This window comes from Desulfitibacter alkalitolerans DSM 16504 (assembly GCF_000620305.1).
Lineage (GTDB): Bacteria > Bacillota > DSM-16504 > Desulfitibacterales > Desulfitibacteraceae > Desulfitibacter > Desulfitibacter alkalitolerans.
The window spans coordinates 124,460-144,258 of record NZ_KK211102.1; the positions used below are offsets into that span (position 1 = coordinate 124,460).

A 19,799-nucleotide genomic window follows, 5' to 3' on the forward strand; every position below is an offset into this window, starting at 1 on the left:
AAGAAATGCTATCCTCCATGAGGGAGGCAGCATTTCTTAGATTGCTTGAATTACCTTCTGCCAAGTTTTAATCTGCCCAGTAGTTTTCCTACTATTAATCCTTTAATAAACGCAATTGGATATGCTAAAATTGCCAACCAGTTAAACTTTCGCATTCTGCTTTTGGATTTAAATAACATTACTAGATGCCTCCTTTTTACTTATTTTCCCGTAGAAGGCAGCTATTTATGATTATCTAATTGTGGTATTTATTGCATTTTTTAGCAGTAGAAGTATGTTGGTTGATGATTTTTTGTTAGTAGGCTTTAACAGATCTTGGTCCCCTGGTTACACTAATATTGCCGGTTCTAACCACTTCTATAATCCCATGGTCTTTTAAAACCTCACACAAGGCATCTATTTTGTCACTTTCACCTGTTAGTTCTACAACCATGGTTTCTCTGGTTACATCAACTATGTGAGCTCGAAAAATGTTAACTATATCAACAATATCACTTCTTTTTTCCGGCAGGGCATTAACTTTAATTAGTGCGAGCTCTCTAGCCAGTGAAGGCTCAGCAGTCAAGTTTTTCACCTTAATAACATCTACCAGCTTCTCCATTTGGTTTATAACCTGATGTATTTCGGTTTCATCGCACTCAACCACAAGGGTTATTCTTGTGACCTTTTCCTGCTCAGTTGGTCCAGCAGCTATACTTACAATGTTAAATGCCCTGCGGCTCACTAACCCTGAAATGTGGGATAAAACAGTAGGTCTGTCTACAACTAAAAGCGCAAGTATGTGTTTCATAGCCATGCTCCTCTTTTTTCTGATAAGTATAAAGGTAGTATAGCTTTTTTGCAACAAAAAAAATGCCGGTTTACTGTAAAATAGTACAGAACCGGCCAAACTTTGAAGAGCTATCTAACTAGGTTTGGAAATAAAAAACTCCTCGACCAATAAGCTGAGGAGAATAATGACTGCTCAAAGAAACTCCTATCAACCGTAGGCTTTCGTTAACTTGCTCCCTGGCAGGTATCCTGACTTAGGTTCCTCGCTTCCTTACGCCTTCCCAGAAATCCCAGTGGCATATTGTAAAAAAGCTCCCCAATACAGTGGCGGGACCGCACCGGACTCTCACCGGTTTCCCTTTTAAACATCTTGTACCAGACATCACTTTTAAATTTTTACTCTATAAAATAAAGTTCTACACTTCTTCTAATAATCCTTCTTTTAAAAAAAATTTCTTTTACATTCTCTCTAAATATTGAGGTTAAATTCTTTATAAAACGGCAATATATATAACATAGAACATTTTGGCAGGTGAAAATTGTGAGTTTAACCAAAGATAAGCTAGAACAGTTTGTAAAACAAGGTAAGGCCTATGAAAAGCTGCTGCAATCTACCGAAAGCAAAAATAACAATAACCCTATTCTTCTCAAACAGCTTAAACAAACAAAAAAACTCTTAAAGAAAATCAAATAAAAATCAACCGAAACAAACGCAGCTGTACATCTTTTTTAGCTCTATAAGCCTTAATATATGCTTCTTTTCTTCTGCAATAAGGTTGTTAATTACACCTGCATTCCCTGGGGAAACCAGCTCTTTTAGCTCCTGAAAGAACATTATTGAGTCTTTTTCAAAGCTTAATGCCATGTTTATACCATCTACCGGACTTTTAATATGTTTGATGGCCTCATCTATTCCCTTTATAAACACATGATTCTCAGCAAGGCCCTTTACATATTCCTCATACTCCCCTGGGTAGCTTTCATTTAAAGGAGCAGCCTTTAAGTCACCAAGAAGCCTTTGAAAATCAACTATATGTTTACTCTCTTGATTTGCCAAATCAGCAAAAATCAAACTCAGCTCCCTGTTGTCTAGCTTATCTGCAAGGGCTTCATAAAACTTTTGGCCGTTTTTCTCAATTTGCACTGCAAAATCAACAACCTCTTCAGCTTTGAATACTTTCCACATATCTATACCTCCTTATTTTCAACCAGGCCGCAATCTGGAGTATAACAATTGTCATCTATAAACGTACACTTCTGTTGACAGCTAGGACATTGTTCCGGAGGTTCTTTAGCTTCCAACCTATAACCACAGTTACCACATTTCCATTTATTCACTTTTAACCCCTCCCCCTTTTTAATAATAGAAGTATCATATTAAGTTTATCATTATTTATTTATTCTCTTAAAGTAAACCTATTCCTTTAAGATACATACAAACTTCAAAATTTCCTCATAATTATTTGTTAGCTCTTAACATTAGCCCTCTTAATTTCAACTATCTCTATTATTCCTAGTAAACACCCTTGCTGTCAGCCATTTTATAAATCCTTCTTCAGAATTGACAGTTTCCCCTTCAATAAGCTGTTTCAAAGCACCTGTAATGCGTTTAAGGTGATGATTTATCTGCTCCATTTCATATCCAATGTTGGATATCTCCATAAGCGAAACGGAATTGTTCTTGTTCTCATCAGTTAAGTGCCACTTATTTATTTGCCATCTAAGATCCTTTACAAGCTCAGTGCTTTGGTGCCCACAGTTTTCTAAATACAAACACAGGTCCACATTTTTGCTTGTTAAATAGCACAGCAGGTTTTCCTGCATGCTAACAGTAGTAGTTAAGAGCTTTTGCAATGTCTCCAGAATATCCCTGTATTCCTTTGAAGCTCCTTCAATATCTATGTCCCTTTGGGAGCGATTTAACTCAGTATAGTAGATACCTAAAATTCTTTCGAATATAAGATTAAAGCTTGTTACCACTGTCTCATATTTCTTAACCTGTTGGCTTTTTAATACCTTCCTGTATCCTATTTCATCTTTAAATTCAAACATTTTCCTGCGGATATCCTCTAGTTTACCCCTTACCTCTGTAATTTCCTTATCAAGCTTTTCCTGGTCGTATCCATTATTTGATATAAAGCCATTTAACACAGTAACATAAAGATTTTTTAGATGCTGGTTAACCTCAGTTAATCCCTCAATTAAGGTCTTTTCAGTGTTGGGAGGAGAAAATACGAGATTTACACCCACACCTACTCCAATTCCCACCAGAGTTTCTATTAGTCGATGAAGAGCAAAAAGCTTTGGGTCTCCCGTTACATCAACCATGACAGCAGCCACAGTAATAGCAGCTATAACTATGCCCTCCTGCAGTTTGAGCCTAATTGAAATGGTTATGGCAAGTATTACAGCCAAACCCACCGTTATTGGATGGGCTCCAAAATAATTGACAATAATAAAGCCTATTATCCCCCCAATAATAGTAGCCGCTACCCTGTTGCCACCTTGAGCAATGGACTTGGTGATTGATGGTTGAATGGTAAGAATGGCAGCTACTATTGCCAAAAGGGGGGGACCTAAATTCAAGGACTGGACCAAAAATATACATAAAGCTACGGCTATGCCTGTTTTCCATATTCTAGGACCTATAACCATTTACCTTTTACCCCTTTCCAAAGGAACAAGCGGGAAATGTGCACGACGGACAGGTGGTGCACAGGCCTCCATGGCCTAACCTGGATAAGTCGTTCTTACTTAATATCTCGCCAGCTAATACCCTGGGCAGTATGAGATCAAATACTGTTGTCTTGGAGTACATAACGCACCCTGGCAATCCCATAATAGGAGTTTTACCATGAAGATAGGCTAATAAAAACATTGCACCTGGCAGGACCGGTGCACCATAAGAGACAATATGGGCGCCTGTACTACGAATAGCCAGGGGTGTAAGGTCATCAGGGTCTACTGACATCCCTCCTGTTACTATAACCATGTCTGCACCTAACACAAGATATTCATTAATTGCTTTTAAAATCATCTCAACCTTATCATCAACTATTGTCTGGCCCAGAACCTGACAATTATACCTTTCAACCTTATCCTTCACAACTGGGCCAAATCTATCCTTTATTCTCCCGTGGTATATTTCACTGCCTGTTGATACTATGCCTACCTTTTTTGAACTAATGGGCCTAATATTGATAATGGGATTGGAATTACATACTGCTTCAACAAATCGTATCCTTTCTTCCTCTATCACCAGGGGAATGACCCTGGTGCCTGCCAGTAATTGATTCTCATCTACAACCTGGTTTTCATGAATAGTTGCACACATTATATGCTCTATAGAATTGATCCTGTTTAGCCGCTCCACATCAATTTTTAATATTCCCTTTACTTTAGCCACAAGGTTTATTTTGCCTTCAGAAGGCTCTGACAGGCCTATCCTTTCTCCAGCTACTGCCCTGGCTATTCTTAAAGCTGCCTCATCCTCATGGAGCATTCCCTCTTTATGCTCCCATACAAAAATATTTTCCTTGCCCAGCTTTAACAGCTCAGGAATATCTTCCTCTCTAATAACATGGCCCTTTTTAAATGCACAGCCTTTAAATTCTCCTGGGACTATTTTTGTCAAATCATGACACAAAATCATTCCAACAGCATCTTGGACTTTAACCTTTTTCAAAAAAGACAGCTCCTATCACTTGAGTATAATTAAAACATCTGCTAATTCCTACCTCGATTTAATGGGAGGGTAAACCAAAAGGTACTGCCCTTACCCAAAGTACTAACAACTCCAATTTTACCATCATGAGCTTCCACAAGATGCTTGACAATTGAAAGACCCAGCCCGGTACCACCTAAATTCCGGGTTCTAGCCTTATCAACCCGGTAAAACCTTTCAAAAACCCTTGGCAAATCAGCTTGAGGAATGCCAACACCTGTATCCCATACCTCTATCTTTATTTCATTATCTATTGTACTGACCCTAACCCCTACTTTTCCCTGGTCCATGGTATATTTTATTGCATTATCCAAAAAATTAATTAGTATTCTTGTAAGGGCATCTCTATTCACCTGAACCCCTGGCAGTTCATTGGGAATTTCCACTTCAAGCTTCAATTGCTTTCTTTCTATCTCAGGATAAATGCTGTATATAGTATCCTCCAAGATAGGCTTAAGGAAGGTTTCCTGCTTGTCAAGGGTAGATTTGCCTGCCTCTGCCTTTGCCAAGTCAAGCAGAGAATCTGTAATCCTCATAAGCCTATCAGCTTCAGAGTCAATGATTCGTATGAATTTTTCACGTATTTTTTCGTCTTCCATGGCACCATTAAGTAAGGTTTCAGCAAACCCCTTAATAGATGTAAGGGGAGTCCTCAATTCATGGGATGCATTTGCCACAAACTGGGTCTTTAGCTGCTCTAATGCCTTAATCTCTGTCATGTCATGTATTACTATAATAAGAGAAGAAAGCCTGCCTTTTGTAATAACCGGTATTAAATCTGCCTCTAAAATCTTTTCTGACGGATAGTTTATTATTAATTCACTTCTAGCAGGCCTGCCACTTTTTAGTACTTCCTCAATTTTTGTAGTAAGTCCGTAATTTCTAAAAACCTGAAAACTATGCTTTTTATTAAAATCCTTGCACCTGACTCCCAAAAGCTTCTTTCCAGAAGGATTTATCATCTCAAGCTTTCCCCGGGGACTTAATACAAGAATACCGCTTAACATGTTGTTTATAACAGCTTCTAACTTACCTTTACTTGTTTCCAACTCCCCTATTTTTTCCTGCATGGTGTCTGTCATATAATTTAACGACGTTGCCAGATTACCAATTTCATCAGAGGTTCGTGGGAACACCTTTTTACCCCAGTTTCCCTTGGCTATTTCTACAGCAATATAGTTTAATTCTTCAATAGGCCTGGTTATCGTACCGGCAAGCTTTAGACTTAACAGGATGGCTATAGCTGTTATTACAAGAATGCTGAGTCCTATAGTATACCCTATTCTATCTATATTTTCCTGAACCTGAGTTAATGATAATGCTAATCTAACAACTCCAAGAATCTGGTTGTCATTTTGTACCGGCAGCGCCAGGTAGAGCATATCCGCTCCAACAGTTGCACTATAGCGGGTGGAAACCCCAACCTTTCCAGTTTCCAGGGCCTTTTTAACCTCAGGACGGTCAATATGATTATCCATATGCTTGGCATATTCATGGGAGTCTGCCAGAACCTTTCCATCTTTATTAATAAGGGTTATTCTAGATTCAATATCCCTTGCCACCTTTTTAATATAGCCGTCAATTTCCGGAGAATCTAAAAAAGCCTCTTCTCCTAAAAATTCTCTTACTAGAATAGCCTCTGCTAAAAGGCTTTGTTCAATGTTTTGCATATAGTATTTTTCCAGCGGAGCTTTTAAGGCTAATCCCAGTAAAAGAAAAGAGAAAGAAATTATAATTATATAGATTAGTATTAATCTCCCTTTTATCCCTTGAAATAATCTACCCATACTATTTACTCCTGAAATTTGTAGCCAACTCCCCTAACAGTTTTAATGAATTTAGGGTTAGCCGGATCTTCTTCTATTTTCATTCTTAAATGTCTAATATGAACATCAATTGTCTTGGTGTCACCATAGTAGTCGTAATCCCACAAGCTCTGGAGCAGGCTCTCCCTGCTGAAGACCCGTCCCGGATTGGTAATCAAGAGCTTTAGCAAATCAAATTCCTTTGCTGTTAAATCAACCTCCTTGTCCCCATAAAACACCTGATGCTTTATTGTATCAATCTTTAATTTTCCATTTACAATAGTACCCTGGGTGGTCTTAACTTCATTTTCGCCAGATCTTCGTAAAATGGCCTTTACCCTTGCAGTTAGCTCTCTTGGACTAAAGGGCTTGGTAAGATAATCATCAGCACCCATCTCCAGTCCCAGCACCTTGTCAATTTCCTCTTTTTTTGCAGTAAGCATAATCACAGGGACTTGTGTTTCTTTTCTGATGGTAGATAGGACCTCAAGTCCATCTATTTCAGGGAGCATTACATCCAAGATAACTAGATCAGGCTGTCCTGAACGATACTTTTCTATAGCCTCTTTTCCATCTGCTGCAGTAATGGTTTTATACCCAGCAGCCTGTAAATTATAAACCACCAAGTCCAGAATATTTTGTTCATCATCCACAACAAGAATTTTGCCTTTCAACATTTAACCTCCTTGTATACTATGAGCAGCCCCCGATTTGGACGTTAATTTCCAGTTGGGACATTGCTCATTTTTTAATGTAGATCTTTAACAACTACAACAACAAGTTATTCATCGTAGCAGGGCTTGTGGGTATGTGGGCAATGCTTTAGCATTGTCCAAGCGATTGTGGACCCTGTGGGCAGGTGCGCAGCAGCTGTCCACAAGTCCACATGAGCGGCATATCCACAAGCCAATAACTAATATGCTATCTTTTTTAAAAAGGGTTTACAGTCCTGGGATGTCTTTGGGAAAATATAGCCAAAGGTGTCTACCAAGGGAATGTTCCATTTCCTCCAGTTGCCCCGTTATAGGGTGTCTTCCATTTTTAGAGTGTTCCCCTGGCCCCATGTTATAGACCTACACGCTGACTGTTTCCCGGTTTGCCTCTCCCTCTGTTAGCAGACGGAGGCCAGTGCACCGAGGGGATCCGGTGTATTCCTATAGCTCGCAAGGCTGTCGTTCATGGGTTTCCCAGGGACATCCCAAGACTGTAGACATCTATATATTTTAAAGTGAAGGAGGTGATTAAGATGTCTAACCCTTTGTTTGTCGGTATCGATATAAGCAGCAAGGACAATGTTGTTTGTTGTTTGTCTAATGATGATGAAAAGCGTCCTATAAGCCGGTTTAGTGTTTTTAATAATAGACCTGGTATTTTTGAGCTTAAGGATCGTATCAACCAGTTGGTTAGTAAACATGATTTTGATAGAATACTTTTTGGTTTAGAGCACACCGGTTGCTACTCTACCCATGCTGCCATCTACTTGCATCGCCATTTGGACTTTGCCTGCCCTGATGTTAAGGTCTACATGTTTAACCCTAGTCTGATTAAGGAGTTTAAAAAGGCTCATTTCTTGGATGCTCCTAAAAATGATAGGTTCGATGCCTGGTATATTGCTGCTAGGCTTAAAAGTGGCTATCTGCCTCATCCTTTTACTTGGAGTGAACCTTTGATGGCTCTTCAAAGGCTTACTCGGGCCAGGTACCACCTCATGCAGGCTCTAGTACGTGAAGCTAATTTTCTTATGTCTAACCTGTACCTGAAGTGTAGTGATTACTCTTTAGTCTTTTCTAACAAGTTATCTGCTACTTCTCTGGCTGTTTTGGAAGAGTTTGAGTCCGCTGAGGCTCTAGCAGATGCTTCTTTGGATGATCTGATGGAGTTTTTAATTCAGCATGGTAAAAACCGCTTTGATGATCCTCAGGCTGTTGCTAAACAGTTGCAAAAGGCTGCTCGTTCTTCTTACAGGTTGCCCAAGGCCATGTCTGATTCTGTTAACTTGGCCATGGCCTCTAGTATTAGGGTTATTAGAACAATCCAGGAACAGCTGCAGTCTTTGAAAAAGGCTATTGAGGACCATTTAAAGACTATTCCTCAAACTCTAGATTCTGTTCCGGGTATCGGTCCTATTTTTGCTTCTGGTATTATTGCTGAAATTGGTGATATCCATCAGTTTGACAGCCATAAACAGGTAGCTAAGTTAGCTGGTCTTGCCTGGACCCAAAATCAGTCTGGTGATTTTACTGCTAGTAGTACAAGGCTTATTCGCTCTGGCAACCGCATTTTAAGGTATTACCTTATTGAGGCGGCAAGCAGTGTTCGGGTGCACGACCCTGTTTTTGCCGAGTATTATGCCATGAAAAAAGCGGAGCCTAAGCAGTATGCTCATAAACGCGCCCTTGCTCTTACTGCCCGTAAACTGGTACGGTTAGTCTTTTTTCTGCTGAAGTCTAACCAACTCTACCAACCGAAAGGGGGAAACCGACAATTAAATTAGAATAGACCAAAGCTCAGGATTCCTTCCACCTATTTATTGTTATATTTGTAATAAATATACTTGTCATAGGGTGGGCTTGTTTAGTGTTGCCTTTTTTAGGCAAGCACCCCCTTTTGTGCAGCGAATTCTTTGAAAAATTTCCAATTACCTACTTGACATCATACCGCTGCTCTAAAAACCGTTATCTTCACCTCTATAATACACCTGCAGCCTCTTATCTTCAAAGGCTTTTTGACCAAGAATATGGAGCATATCAGATGGAACAGTTAATTTCTCCAGATCACCATCACTTACATAGCGCAAATGGGGGTTTTCTGCAAAGTAATCAAGCCATTTATTTAAATTCTCCTCATCTCCCCGAATCCTGGGTATTCTTAAGGGGTTATAGCTTTTGGCAATGGGAGCCGGTGCAGGATTGGCTCCTACCAGCAGGACCCCTTTATTCTCGTATTTAACCCCCTCATATTCCCCTGAAAAAACATCAGCGGAGGATGGATATACGCCATAAGGCAGGGCAAGAGAGTCAATCTCATAATCAGGAAGCACCTCCTTAAAATCCTTTACAAGCCCCCCTAGCTCCTCAATAATCCTGGCAGTGCCATGCTGCTGCATATTGATGTGTGTTCTAGTGTGGCTGCCAATATCCATCCCAAGCTCATATACCAGATACTCTACAGCATATTTCCAATTACCCCCATTAAAGGGCTGGGAATTTACATAGAAAATTCCCTCCAGACCAAAATCAGGATGCTCCTGATAGAACTCATACATGATGCCTGCTGCAGTTTGAGGCCTTAAAACCCATTCATCACCATTTTTTTCCACACTAAACTGATTGGAGTACCCATCGTCAAAGGTAAGGATAACAGGCGAGTATCCTGCTGGAATAGCAATTGTGTTATTTAAATAATCCTTGATGCTGATTAACCTATATCCTTCCTGATATAATCGTTCTAGATCTGAGCGAAAATTATCCCAAGTTCTCTGCCAGGTGCTTTCCGTGTCCCCAAAGCGGTGATACATGAGAACCATGATCTGTCCAGCCTCATTTGGGGGAAGCAGGCCTTCAGGGGCCGCTATTTCATTTGTTCCACTGCTTATACTATCACTGGAAGCATCCTCATTTGCCTTTTTATCTTCACTACCATTTTCCTTATCATTGGTATAGTTGGTTTTGTTATCCTGACTGACAATTTCTCTCTCGATGCTATTTTCGTTTTCAGTCTGGTTTTGTGGGGCATCATTTGCACCACACCCAAAGGCAAATACTAATAATGATAGTAGAGTTACAATTATTATGCCATATCTTGTCTTCAAGAATATTACCTCCAGTATTTTTCCTAACTTCCTATTTAAATAATTTCCCCTACTATATCATTAAATCCTTCTCTCATTTACTGGTATTTGCTGCACAAAAACAGGCAAAAAGTCCTATTAAGATGACACTCATGCCCCATGGTAGTTATTAAGATATTGGGTTAAGGTTATTGTTAGGAAGGTGTCTGTAAATACTACTAATATTTGACTTCATTTAAGCTTCCCTTTAGATTATAACACCTTTTGGGGTCGGTTCTCAAATAGCCTGGTTATTATACGAGGAGTGAATTTAATGCTTGGAAAGCTATTAAAGTCAGAAAGGGGATCAGTAGTTGTATTGACTGCCCTGTTAATGGTGGTAATCTGTGGACTTGCTGGACTGGCCATGGATGGTGGCCTGCTATACATTACAAAGGCCAAGCTTCAAAATGCAGTAGATGCGGCGGCCCTGGCTGGATCCCAGGCATTATATGAGGGCAATAGCCCAGCAAAAAACATTGCAGAGGAGTATATAGAAAAAAATGGATTTAACAAGGAAACTATCAACGTTTATGTGTCTGAAACAAACAGATCCCTGCAGGTGGAAGGGGAGGTCCAGGTCAATTATACTTTTATGAGAATTATGGGCTTTGATCAGGGAACAGTAAAAGCATCAGCAACTGCCATTTCAGGACCTATTACCTCTATTGATTCAGGCTTAAGGCCCCTGGCCATCTATGATACTAACCTGGTATATGGAAAGGAATATAAATTAAAAGAAGGTGCCCATGGCGGTACAACAGGCAACTACGGATATATCAGGTTAGGAGCTGCCGGTACACCACAAGTTGGGGAAAATTTAAAATATGGTTATGACGGCACTATTAAAGTAGGAGACAAAGTTCAAACACAGCCAGGCAACATATCATCTGATCATATTAGAAATGCATTAGAATATTTGTTCAGCAGCTGCACCCACGGCTGCACATATAAAAATTACCAGGAGGGTTGCTCACGCATTATAATTGTACCAGTTTTTGAAGGTACCCCGCCAAATGGGGCAAAATATGTAACAGTCAGGGGCTTTGCCGTTTTTATACTGGATCCAGTTGTCTTTACTCCGCCATACGGGCAATGCGAAATATCAGGATATTTTATTCAGTATACCACCAGCGGCAGCATTGATAGCGGACAGCCAGATTTTGGGCTTAGAGGTGTAAAACTCACTAAATAAAAGAATTTAAAAGCAGCCCCTAACTAAGGCTGCTTTTTAGTACTGCGAGATGGATTAGGAACATTGAGTTGCTTTTTTAGAGCAGTTTGTAATGTTTGAGAGAAGTTTATACCAGCTTTTTCTGCTTTCGAATTTAACCAGTTTGGAATAGTAAGTGTTTTCTTAACAGCTTTATCATCATACTCACGACGATATTCATCTGTATCAGCAACAATAAAATTCACAAACTGAGGATGTTCTACAGTTAGATTTTCAGCGGGGGCTGGAATTGTTTCTTTATTATCTTCAGCATCACATAGCCACATAGCGATTGCGTCCTGGATCATTTCTATAGCATCAGCTAGATCGCTACCACAAGTAATACAACCAGGTAGATCTGGCACACGAACATCATACTCACCTGTTGGTAGAGGAGTAAATATAGCAGGATAAACATATTTCATAATAGTACTAACCACCTTTCATGCTTTAATATTTTATTTTAGTATTTATTATAAGATTCCCAGAGTGGGGCTTATTTCAATCCCGCAGTTTCAAGGATCCCTTTTGCTGTGTACTCATTAATTTCTTTGTGTCTAGGTAGAGGGATTTTAATTCCTGGCTTGTTGGGGTGTTTGGCCATATCGTGCTTTTTGCCTGGTGTTATAACCCAACCCCCACTTTTTAGTTTTTTATCTATGTCTCGTCTTTTCAATTTCTTTAACCTCTTGAATAAATTTTAGCACGTGTTAATACGTATATAAATAAAAAATACCCATTGCTATGTGCAAAATTTTAGAGGAAATATAACATGTTAAGGTATAATAAGTTATATTTAATATATTAGCTTTAATGTCTGGTGGTGTTTTAGGTGAAGGTATTTGAACAAAAAAGTGCAAAAAACAAGCTCAAGGATAAGGAAAGAGCTATAATAAAAGCTGCCAAGGAAGTTTTTGCAGAAAAGGGTTTTCATAAAGCCTCCATAAGGGATATTGCAAGGGTTGCAGGAATTGCTACTGGAACCTTTTATCTGTATTTTAAAAACAAGGAAGGTTTTTTTGAGGCACTTGTGGAGGAGATGTACGAGGAACTGCTGACCCACATTAAAGAAGAAAGAAAAAAAGCAGCTGATACATTAAGTAAGCTTGAGGCTTCAATGGATGCATGTGTAGACCTTTTCATTAAAGAAAGAAATCTTGCCAAGCTCATGCTTATCCAGGCACCAAATGCCAGCCCACTTATCAATACCCATCTTTCTGCTTTACAGGATGGACTGGTTCAGTTAACCCTTGAAGACCTAAACGAAGCGGTAGCAAAAAATTTAATTCCACCCCAGAATACCCAGGTGGCTGCCCTGGCCCTGGTAGGAGGCTTTTATGCACTTTTAATCAGCTGGCTCAAGGATGATAATCCCTTTGATCTTACTTCTGCAACAAAGTATCTTTTTCACTATAACATGTATGGACTGACCTCAAAATAGTTCATTTATCTCCTTAAAACTCATATTATTAGCAAGGGCAAGGATTAATTTAATTCTTGCTTTTTGTTTGGGCAGATCCTCTCCCATAATTACACCAATCTTTTCAAGCTGGGCTGCAGAACCTCTATAGTCATAAACACCTTTAACTGAGCCTTCGTAACATCTAGTAGTTAGTACTACAGGTATCCCTTTATTAACTGCCGTCTCCACCTGTTCCACGGCTTCCGGCGGTATCTGGCCCCTGCCAAAGCCCTCTAATACAAGTCCTTCTGCACCTGCTTCCAGGGCTTTATCTATAAGGTATCCGTCCATACCCAATGCAAAGGAAATTATATAAACTTTGGGTTTTCTTTGATTCTTTCCTAAAGCAAGCTTTACGCGTTTGTTAACTACCCTTTTAAAGATTACCTCCTTTTCATCAAGATAGCCTATAGGTCCCCAACCTGGAGCAGCAAAAGCATCTAAATTGCTGGTATGCACCTTAATAACTTCAGAAGCAGCATAAATTTTACCATTAAATACAACAAGCACACCTTTGTCCTGACTCTCCTCACTTAAGACTACCTTAAAAGAATCCTCCAGGTTTCTCAAGGCATCTGATGCTATTTCCTCTGGGGGCAGTTGAGAACCAGTTAATACTACAGGTCCGCAGCCATGGAGTACTAGATCCAGGAAGTAAGCTGTTTCCTCAAGGGTATCTGTACCATGGGTCAAAACAACCCCATGGCAGCAGCCTTCCTGGAAGGCAGCCTTAATGGTTTGGGCAATCTCCCTTAAATGAAGCATTGTAAGGTGACCACTAGGCAGCTGAAACAAGTCAACCACCTTACAGGAAAAATCCTTCCAGCTTGGTATTAAGGCTGCCAGGTTGTAGCCGCTAATGACCCCAGATTGAACCTGCCCTGACTCCCTGTCCTTTTTGCTGGCAATGGTACCTCCGGTAGTTATCAGGAGAACCTTCTTTGCTTTATTTTCCATATTGACCCCCACCTTGACCTTTAAATTCTACTACTATCATAATGTAAATATGCAAATAGTCTTCTCCTAATTAGGTAATATATTCACAGCATTAAGCCCACACTTTTGAAATTTAAAGATGTAAGGCTAGGGAAGGTAAACAGGGGCAAGTGGTTTATATTAAAACCAGCCTGCCCCTGTAAGCTGCAGTGTCTTATCCTCCTGCCACCATGTGGATCACCTTGACGTCATCTCCATCATTGATAACTGTAGCAGCATATTTATCCTTGTGTATCACCGTACCATTAATGCTAACCACTATGGATGGGTAAGTGAAGCTGCACTTTTCCAGAACAGTCTCTATTGTCATTCCTTCTTCCCAGTCAACATTTCTTCCATTAACCTTAATCATAATACCACCCTTACAAATTTCATATTACTGCATCCTTCTTCCCATTTCAAAACCGCTAAAACTACAGGTGTTTTTTAACTACTTCCACAACATCGGGGAAGTCAATGCCCCACTTTTTAAGAGTATCAAGCTTGGGAACAGCATTTGCTGTCCAGCCTCTTCTGGCATATACTGTATCGCATAGGGTATTATATTGGTCTCTTCTATATTTTCTAATAGCCTTTAGCTTTTCTTCTGCACTCATTCCTTCTGGATCAATACCCACTATTTCTTTTAACTGCTTATCGTATCTTTCCTCCCTGGACAAATACTCTTCCAATGTTGCAGGTCCCAGGGAGCGCATGGGGGCCTTGTCATATTCTCTGCTGCCATAACCCATCTTAAAGTTAAATACCCTCTGGAAGTTGTATACAGGTGCTGAATGATTTATCAAGTCCGCCATTTCCATTTTCCTGCCGGTAATTGCCGTAAAGAGCTGTACATAGTTTTCCTGGTGTTCGGGAACATTTTGGGCATTCTCTCTTGTATGGTTATCTGCAGGCACTATGTCATTCCAGGGGAGTTTACAAAGGCCTACCAGCCCAAACCAGGTTCTAAAGATTGGAAAATAGAAGAGGGCTTCTGCCTTGTCCTCAAAGGTTGGAAGCTGGTTATTTACCATATCCATGAAAATCAACCAGGCCTCATCATGCTGTGGTCCCTTGTTGGTTAAAGCATATCCGCCCTGCTGGGCCAGGGATTCCTTTGGCATGTACATGGAGTACTCTAATCCCTTGTTTTCCATTCCTATATCATCCAGGAATTCTGGATCAGCACCATATTCTTTAACAAATATTTCTTTTAACTTGCGCACACCCAGGCCAGCAACTTTACCAAAGCCTTCCCCCCTGGCCATCTGGTGCAGGAGCTCTAGAGCAGCTTCCTTATTGCCAAAATTAAGCTCAAGACCGCCAGTTATCTCCTTATTAATTATTCCTTCCTCATAGCATTCCATACAAAAGCCAGTAATATTACCCAGGGAGATAGTATCTACTCCATAGGTATCACAATAGAAATTTGATTCCAGCACATACTGACTGTCAAAAATCCCACAACTGGAACCAACTGCAGCAACAGTTTCATATTCAGGGCCATCAACAACTACCTTTTGTCCCTTGTATGGACCGGTAAGGAGCTCAAAATCTGGAACTACCTTACAGCAGGCCAATGTACACCCAAACCAGCAGCCGTCACTTCCACTCAGTTGGAACCATTTACTGAACTCCTTGGAGGAAAGCTTATGGGCATCTGGATGGGAACCAAATTTAAAATTGTTAGTTGGCAGCAGGTCATAGTCATTCATAATTTCTGTCAAATAAGCTGTGCCGGTCTTTCTCATTCTGTTTTGCTTATCATCCAGGTCATGAATCTCCTTATGGAGCTTAATACCTAGCTCGGCTACCTTTTGCCTGTCGGCTGGCTTATTAGAATCTCCCTTTGTATTGGAGAATTTAACAACTATTGCCTTGACTTTCTTGTCTCTAAAGACTGTTCCAATTCCACCCCGACCGGCCTGCTTGATTCTAAGTGCATTTCTTTTAAGATCCCAGAAAGAAAAATTCAATAAACCAATAAGGGAATTCTCGGCACCCTTGCCTGCTGATACTACTGAGATGTTTCTCTTGTCATATTCACTGTCTGCATACATTTCCGTCAAGTGCTCAGCAATAAGATGGGAGTCTACCTCTTCAAGGGGTGCTTCCTCAATGGTTATACGGCCATTATCACCATCTATATAGATTATCACATCTTTATCAGCCTTTCCTTGAAGCTCCAAGGCATCCCACCCAGAGAACTTTAAATAGGGACCAAAATACCCACCCACATTGCTGTCTATTGGTATTCCTGTTAGAGGTGATAAACTCACTACCAGGGATTTGCCAGTACCTGGGTATTGTGTAATGCCGCCAATAGGGCCAGATGAGATGATTATTTCATTTTCTGGATCATTCCATTTAGTATTTTCAGTAACAGCATTCCATAAATAATAAAGACCAAAGCCCCTGCCGCCTATAAACTTATCCTTAATTTCTTCTGTAACTGGTTTGCTTTCAATCTTATTTTCAGACAGGTTAATATATAGAGTACGATTTGTGTAGCCCTTGTTTACTGAGCCAACGTCATAATTCATTTCCTTTAAAAGCTTGCGGGCATTTTTCATTTCTTCTAAATTATAGGTCATAAAGTTTAATTCTCCCTTCTGTTCTTATTTTTCTATATACAGTGTTTCTGTAGGACACTCCTTAGCACATTTGCCACAAGCAATGCACTTAAAAGGTTCTAGATAATCCCCATGCATTCTCATTGAAAGGGTTGGACAAAAGCCTATACAGGCAAAACAGCCTACACACTTTTCCTTGTCAACCATTATTACCCCCAGTTTGTTCTTATGGAGCGCCAGGGTAGGACAAACCTCCACACATTCACCACATTGGTTGCAGACGTTTATTTGGTATCCCTCTGCTTTCTCACTTACCCTGATGGCAGACTTCTCCCTGTTTTCCTCCTTGAATTGGACCTTGGAACATGTTAATTCACAGATACCGCAACCATCACATAACTCAATTTTAACCTTTAAACTTTTCAAGTAAGCTCCCCTCCCATGTAGTAATTATCATTTAAATCTAACCTTTATTTACAAGTACTTTAAAAGAAATAATATAAATGATGATTTCACTGCAAAAAGTAATATTTAGTTAATCAGTGCGAAAAGATTACTATTTGCCGTATTAATATTTCCACAAAAAAAAGTAGTTTCCTTTTTGAAAACTACTTTTTTTGCCTTCCACTATGTACAGATTCTGGACACTTTAGCAGCAAATCCCCCCAAGAAGGTCTATTCTTTATTCTTATACTCTATATCTGCATGTGGATGATGATGTCTGCACCACTGTTCAGACACCTTTCCATCAATTAAAACCCTCCATGTCCCTGGATTAGCGGCACTACCAAGGTAAGCGTGGACTATAACTGCAGAAACCAGGAGCACTGAGCTTAAACCATGAATTGTGGCAGCTGCAACCAGCCAGCTGCCGCTAAAGCTACCTCTAAAAATAAGGATTATTCCCGTTATGCCAATGAGAAAGCTTAATATCCCGGACATCCAATAAAAAATCTTCTGCCCGGCATTAAAATGACCAGCAGGCACATGGCATTCCTGTTTAGTAAAGTAGCCGCCAAGCTTCTTGAGCCATTCAAAGTCATAGGACTTAATAAGAGCATTTCTATACCAGATAACACTAGCTGTTAATGAACTCAAAATAAATAAAATCCCAAGTATGATGTGTATGATTCTAGTTGGATAATATCCCCCACCCAGATTTAGAATGCCCGTGAGGTTTAAAGCAAAGCCAATGCCGGTAATAATTAAAAGGGTAGTACTTACCATCCTGATAAAATGGGAAACCCTTTCAAAAAGAGAATATCTGGTCATATTCCTGGGCAGCCTGGCCAGATGCTTACCCTTGGGACCAATAACAGCATAATGAACAACTGTAATAACAAAGGCTCCCAGGAATCCAAGGAAAAGTATGGTCCTGAAAAAGTTTTGATAGACGTAATAAAATGACATGATGGTTTTGTTTAAGCCTAATACACTAGCCTGGGTTGTATAAATAGCTTCCCCTGCCTCAGGTCCCCATGGATCCTGAAGAACCTGTCCGGCTATCCAATGGGAGTTAGGGCTATGACAGTCTGAACAGCCTCCCGCCCCATAAGCTTCATGAGCCAAAACAACATTGTGGGCAATTAAAAAAGTCTCATTACCCATATTGTTGTCAGAAACAGACAAATTGCCTCCAGTATCCAGCTCATAAACCTTTCCGCCCTTTATATATACTGGTTGAACCCTTTCAAACCTTTCATTATTGGCCAATACCTCCTGCAAAGAGTTTAACATTGAGACAATTTCTTCCTGGGTATTTACCTCTTTGTATCCGTTACCAGTACCATCATTAATGGTGTTTCTCGTGGTTCTAAAGGCTTTTTCAATCTCATCAAGGAATAAGGGGACTATGCTTCCATCCGGATTTTTATTACCCCACCATACTCCCTTGATAGTATTAACTGGGTATATTTTTCCATCCACCCACTGCAATTGTGGACGAATTCGCCCCGTACCCTCTAATGCAGCTAATGCAGCCTCTTCTATTTCTCTTGTAAAATCAACTACTGCTCCTGTAGTTACATCAACAACACTAGTTGCTTCAGCAGTTTGATAGGGAACATGACAGCCCTGGCAGGATATATATTCAAGATGGGAAAGCTTTATTGTGTTATGTACTGGCCTGGGTGCACCAAACTCCCCTCTTTCGTGGCATTCACCACAGCCTAGCATGGTTCCGGCAAATTCGGCAGCTGCTCCTTTACCTTTGCCTGTGGCTATCTGGTGGTTAATTCCTGGTATTTCTTCAGTATTTATTAAAGCATGACAATCAATACAATTCATACCTCCCTGGTTGTGTATATCAGAAAAGTCCTTATTATCCCAAACAAACCCCGCCTGTCTCAATCCCAGAGAACCATGACAGGACTGGCAGTTCTCATCTGTGGGAGATGTAATTTCTGCCCTCAGGGCTCCCCTAGCTGTAAAGGCCTCCGGATTGTAGGTAAGCTGAGGTTCCTCACCATCTAAAACACTTCCCTGTACAGAAGCCAGTCTGGCCCCAACTGTTGCTGCCCAACGCAGGTTCCCCTTTTCCATCTGTTCAATTCTTCCTTGATAATCATACCCAGGCATATGGCATAAGAGACAGTCAATTTCTACAACTCCACTTTTATCCCATTGGCTTTTATAGTAGTCACCGTCAAGAGCCCCAGCCAAATCCGGATTGTCACGCAGCGCATCATCATACCTTCTTAATCCCCTGTCAAATTCTAAAATTCCTCCCCCTGGGTGAAAGGCTCCAAAGGCCAGCTTGCCTTCCTTAAGCCTGACCTGGGTGGCAAACTGGTAAGCAGTCATGTCTATCTCATCTGGACTATGATTTTCTTTTTCTGCAAACTGCCTGTATTCTAAAACAGACCACCTGTCCCAGCTTTGTTGAAAATGATAGCCTTTGAGAATGGCATTATAGTCATGGCAGGTGCCGCAGCTTTGTTTTGGACTATAAGGCTGGTCAATGTTTTCTCCCCGCCTCAAGTTAATTGCCTCTCCATCTTCAGTATATAAGGTTACAGGCATATGGGCTAGAGCCGCATTAAACATGTTAGGTATTAAAAATAAAAATGCCCCTATTAATAAGGCTTTAAAGATTCGCATAAACATAGCAGCATCCTCCTTTTTTACATCCAGACAACAAATACAAATACCGGCACATATTTCCCCACGCTTGTATTTATTCTGATTTAACTCAGCTATTTTTATTCTTGATTTATAGTAAAAAGCAAGGAAAATAAGTCTCTTTTTCTGGAATTTCTCGTGGAAACACATATTGAGGAACTAAGAGATAGGTTAATAAGGGGGGATGCAACAGAGGACAAGCCTTAACGGTACTCCTTATGAATATGATGCCTTTGGCAGCACATCAAACTTCACGGCACAAAATTCATTGATTTGCTTTAAAAGCTCTAAGACCCAAACAATATGGCACGATATACAGGGGCGGCT

Annotated in this window: 20 protein-coding genes and 1 riboswitch; of the genes, 4 read left to right on the top strand and 16 right to left on the bottom strand. The window is 40.3% G+C overall.

All coding sequences use genetic code 11. The features are described 5' to 3' along the window. Positions 1-50: 50 nt before the first annotated feature. Positions 51-179, bottom strand: a complete 129-nt coding sequence (locus K364_RS27635; RefSeq protein ID WP_277995597.1) for a hypothetical protein — start codon at positions 177-179, stop codon at positions 51-53. Between the two features lie 116 nt (positions 180-295). Further along, positions 296-790 (bottom strand): acetolactate synthase small subunit, encoded by a 495-nt coding sequence (gene ilvN / locus K364_RS0114840; RefSeq protein ID WP_028308670.1) that lies wholly within the window; start codon positions 788-790, stop codon positions 296-298. Positions 791-993: 203 nt separating this feature from the next. Next, positions 994-1,166, bottom strand: a riboswitch (cobalamin riboswitch). A 146-nt stretch (positions 1,167-1,312) separates the two neighbouring features. Here ilvN and K364_RS26755 point away from each other — a divergent pair. Then, a complete protein-coding gene (locus K364_RS26755; RefSeq protein ID WP_156946490.1) occupies positions 1,313-1,465 on the top strand; it encodes a hypothetical protein in 153 nt (50 codons plus the stop codon). Positions 1,466-1,468: 3 nt separating this feature from the next. On the opposite strand, the gene K364_RS0114850 is transcribed toward K364_RS26755, so the two are convergent. The 6 genes from K364_RS0114850 to K364_RS0114875 form a co-directional block, all read right to left on the bottom strand. Continuing rightward, a complete protein-coding gene (locus tag K364_RS0114850) occupies positions 1,469-1,957 on the bottom strand; it encodes a ferritin-like domain-containing protein (RefSeq protein WP_035269606.1) in 489 nt (162 codons plus the stop codon). A gap of 2 nt (positions 1,958-1,959) precedes the next feature. Continuing rightward, positions 1,960-2,109, bottom strand: coding sequence for a rubredoxin-like domain-containing protein (locus K364_RS26970; RefSeq protein WP_169734760.1), 150 nt, complete (start codon positions 2,107-2,109; stop codon positions 1,960-1,962). Between the two features lie 156 nt (positions 2,110-2,265). Then, positions 2,266-3,426, bottom strand: a complete 1,161-nt coding sequence (locus K364_RS25765; RefSeq protein ID WP_051534110.1) for an FUSC family protein — start codon at positions 3,424-3,426, stop codon at positions 2,266-2,268. A gap of 7 nt (positions 3,427-3,433) precedes the next feature. Next, complete coding sequence (locus K364_RS0114865) at positions 3,434-4,456, bottom strand: molybdopterin-binding protein (RefSeq protein WP_028308672.1); 1,023 nt, start codon at positions 4,454-4,456, stop codon at positions 3,434-3,436. Between the two features lie 41 nt (positions 4,457-4,497). Continuing rightward, positions 4,498-6,282: a two-component system histidine kinase PnpS gene (gene pnpS / locus K364_RS0114870; protein WP_028308673.1), complete on the bottom strand. Its 1,785-nt coding sequence runs from the start codon at positions 6,280-6,282 to the stop codon at positions 4,498-4,500. A gap of 5 nt (positions 6,283-6,287) precedes the next feature. Beyond that, positions 6,288-6,977 (bottom strand): winged helix-turn-helix domain-containing protein, encoded by a 690-nt coding sequence (locus tag K364_RS0114875; protein ID WP_028308674.1) that lies wholly within the window; start codon positions 6,975-6,977, stop codon positions 6,288-6,290. 569 nt (positions 6,978-7,546) lie between these two features. Between K364_RS0114875 and K364_RS0114880 the strand changes: the two genes are divergently transcribed. Further along, on the top strand, positions 7,547-8,794 hold the full coding sequence (locus tag K364_RS0114880; RefSeq protein ID WP_028306738.1) for an IS110 family RNA-guided transposase: 1,248 nt from the start codon (positions 7,547-7,549) through the stop codon (positions 8,792-8,794). 171 nt (positions 8,795-8,965) lie between these two features. On the opposite strand, the gene K364_RS24335 is transcribed toward K364_RS0114880, so the two are convergent. Next, positions 8,966-10,111: a polysaccharide deacetylase family protein gene (locus K364_RS24335; protein ID WP_051534111.1), complete on the bottom strand. Its 1,146-nt coding sequence runs from the start codon at positions 10,109-10,111 to the stop codon at positions 8,966-8,968. A gap of 292 nt (positions 10,112-10,403) precedes the next feature. Between K364_RS24335 and K364_RS0114890 the strand changes: the two genes are divergently transcribed. Next, complete coding sequence (locus K364_RS0114890; RefSeq protein WP_028308675.1) at positions 10,404-11,324, top strand: pilus assembly protein TadG-related protein; 921 nt, start codon at positions 10,404-10,406, stop codon at positions 11,322-11,324. A 23-nt stretch (positions 11,325-11,347) separates the two neighbouring features. Here K364_RS0114890 and K364_RS0114895 read toward each other — a convergent pair whose 3' ends face one another. Together K364_RS0114895 and K364_RS0114900 are read right to left on the bottom strand one after the other, a co-directional pair. Beyond that, positions 11,348-11,767, bottom strand: coding sequence for a type II toxin-antitoxin system HicB family antitoxin (locus K364_RS0114895; RefSeq protein WP_028308676.1), 420 nt, complete (start codon positions 11,765-11,767; stop codon positions 11,348-11,350). A gap of 71 nt (positions 11,768-11,838) precedes the next feature. Further along, on the bottom strand, positions 11,839-12,018 hold the full coding sequence (locus K364_RS0114900) for a type II toxin-antitoxin system HicA family toxin (RefSeq protein WP_028308677.1): 180 nt from the start codon (positions 12,016-12,018) through the stop codon (positions 11,839-11,841). Between the two features lie 156 nt (positions 12,019-12,174). Between K364_RS0114900 and K364_RS0114905 the strand changes: the two genes are divergently transcribed. Next, entirely contained in the window at positions 12,175-12,783 is a 609-nt protein-coding gene (locus K364_RS0114905; protein ID WP_028308678.1) for a TetR/AcrR family transcriptional regulator, read from the top strand. Here the strand turns inward: K364_RS0114905 and K364_RS0114910 are convergent. The 5 genes from K364_RS0114910 to K364_RS0114930 form a co-directional block, all read right to left on the bottom strand. Then, positions 12,775-13,761: an asparaginase gene (locus K364_RS0114910; protein WP_028308679.1), complete on the bottom strand. Its 987-nt coding sequence runs from the start codon at positions 13,759-13,761 to the stop codon at positions 12,775-12,777. The two genes, K364_RS0114905 and K364_RS0114910, sit on opposite strands and share 9 nt — an antisense overlap. Positions 13,762-13,954: 193 nt before the next feature. After that, the gene (gene thiS, locus K364_RS0114915) at positions 13,955-14,152 is read right to left on the bottom strand and encodes a sulfur carrier protein ThiS (RefSeq protein WP_028308680.1); all 198 of its coding nucleotides are present in this window, start codon (positions 14,150-14,152) and stop codon (positions 13,955-13,957) included. Positions 14,153-14,213: 61 nt separating this feature from the next. After that, positions 14,214-16,373, bottom strand: a complete 2,160-nt coding sequence (locus K364_RS0114920) for an aldehyde ferredoxin oxidoreductase family protein (protein WP_035269664.1) — start codon at positions 16,371-16,373, stop codon at positions 14,214-14,216. A gap of 24 nt (positions 16,374-16,397) precedes the next feature. Further along, positions 16,398-16,778, bottom strand: a complete 381-nt coding sequence (locus K364_RS0114925; protein WP_028308682.1) for a 4Fe-4S binding protein — start codon at positions 16,776-16,778, stop codon at positions 16,398-16,400. A gap of 249 nt (positions 16,779-17,027) precedes the next feature. Beyond that, a complete protein-coding gene (locus K364_RS0114930; RefSeq protein ID WP_028308683.1) occupies positions 17,028-19,457 on the bottom strand; it encodes a formate dehydrogenase subunit gamma in 2,430 nt (809 codons plus the stop codon). Positions 19,458-19,799 lie beyond the last annotated feature (342 nt).

Bases quoted from the DNA above. Each gene is read 5' to 3' on its own strand.
- K364_RS27635 (WP_277995597.1), bottom strand. From the start codon at position 179: ATGTTATTTAAATCCAAAAGCAGAATGCGAAAGTTTAACTGGTTGGCA.
- ilvN (WP_028308670.1), bottom strand. From the start codon at position 790: ATGAAACACATACTTGCGCTTTTAGTTGTAGACAGACCTACTGTTTTA.
- K364_RS0114850 (WP_035269606.1), bottom strand. From the start codon at position 1,957: ATGTGGAAAGTATTCAAAGCTGAAGAGGTTGTTGATTTTGCAGTGCAA.
- K364_RS25765 (WP_051534110.1), bottom strand. From the start codon at position 3,426: ATGGTTATAGGTCCTAGAATATGGAAAACAGGCATAGCCGTAGCTTTA.
- pnpS (WP_028308673.1), bottom strand. From the start codon at position 6,282: ATGGGTAGATTATTTCAAGGGATAAAAGGGAGATTAATACTAATCTAT.
- K364_RS0114875 (WP_028308674.1), bottom strand. From the start codon at position 6,977: ATGTTGAAAGGCAAAATTCTTGTTGTGGATGATGAACAAAATATTCTG.
- K364_RS0114880 (WP_028306738.1), top strand. From the start codon at position 7,547: ATGTCTAACCCTTTGTTTGTCGGTATCGATATAAGCAGCAAGGACAAT.
- K364_RS0114890 (WP_028308675.1), top strand. From the start codon at position 10,404: ATGCTTGGAAAGCTATTAAAGTCAGAAAGGGGATCAGTAGTTGTATTG.
- K364_RS0114895 (WP_028308676.1), bottom strand. From the start codon at position 11,767: ATGAAATATGTTTATCCTGCTATATTTACTCCTCTACCAACAGGTGAG.
- K364_RS0114910 (WP_028308679.1), bottom strand. From the start codon at position 13,761: ATGGAAAATAAAGCAAAGAAGGTTCTCCTGATAACTACCGGAGGTACC.
- thiS (WP_028308680.1), bottom strand. From the start codon at position 14,152: ATGATTAAGGTTAATGGAAGAAATGTTGACTGGGAAGAAGGAATGACA.
- K364_RS0114920 (WP_035269664.1), bottom strand. From the start codon at position 16,373: ATGACCTATAATTTAGAAGAAATGAAAAATGCCCGCAAGCTTTTAAAG.
- K364_RS0114930 (WP_028308683.1), bottom strand. From the start codon at position 19,457: ATGTTTATGCGAATCTTTAAAGCCTTATTAATAGGGGCATTTTTATTT.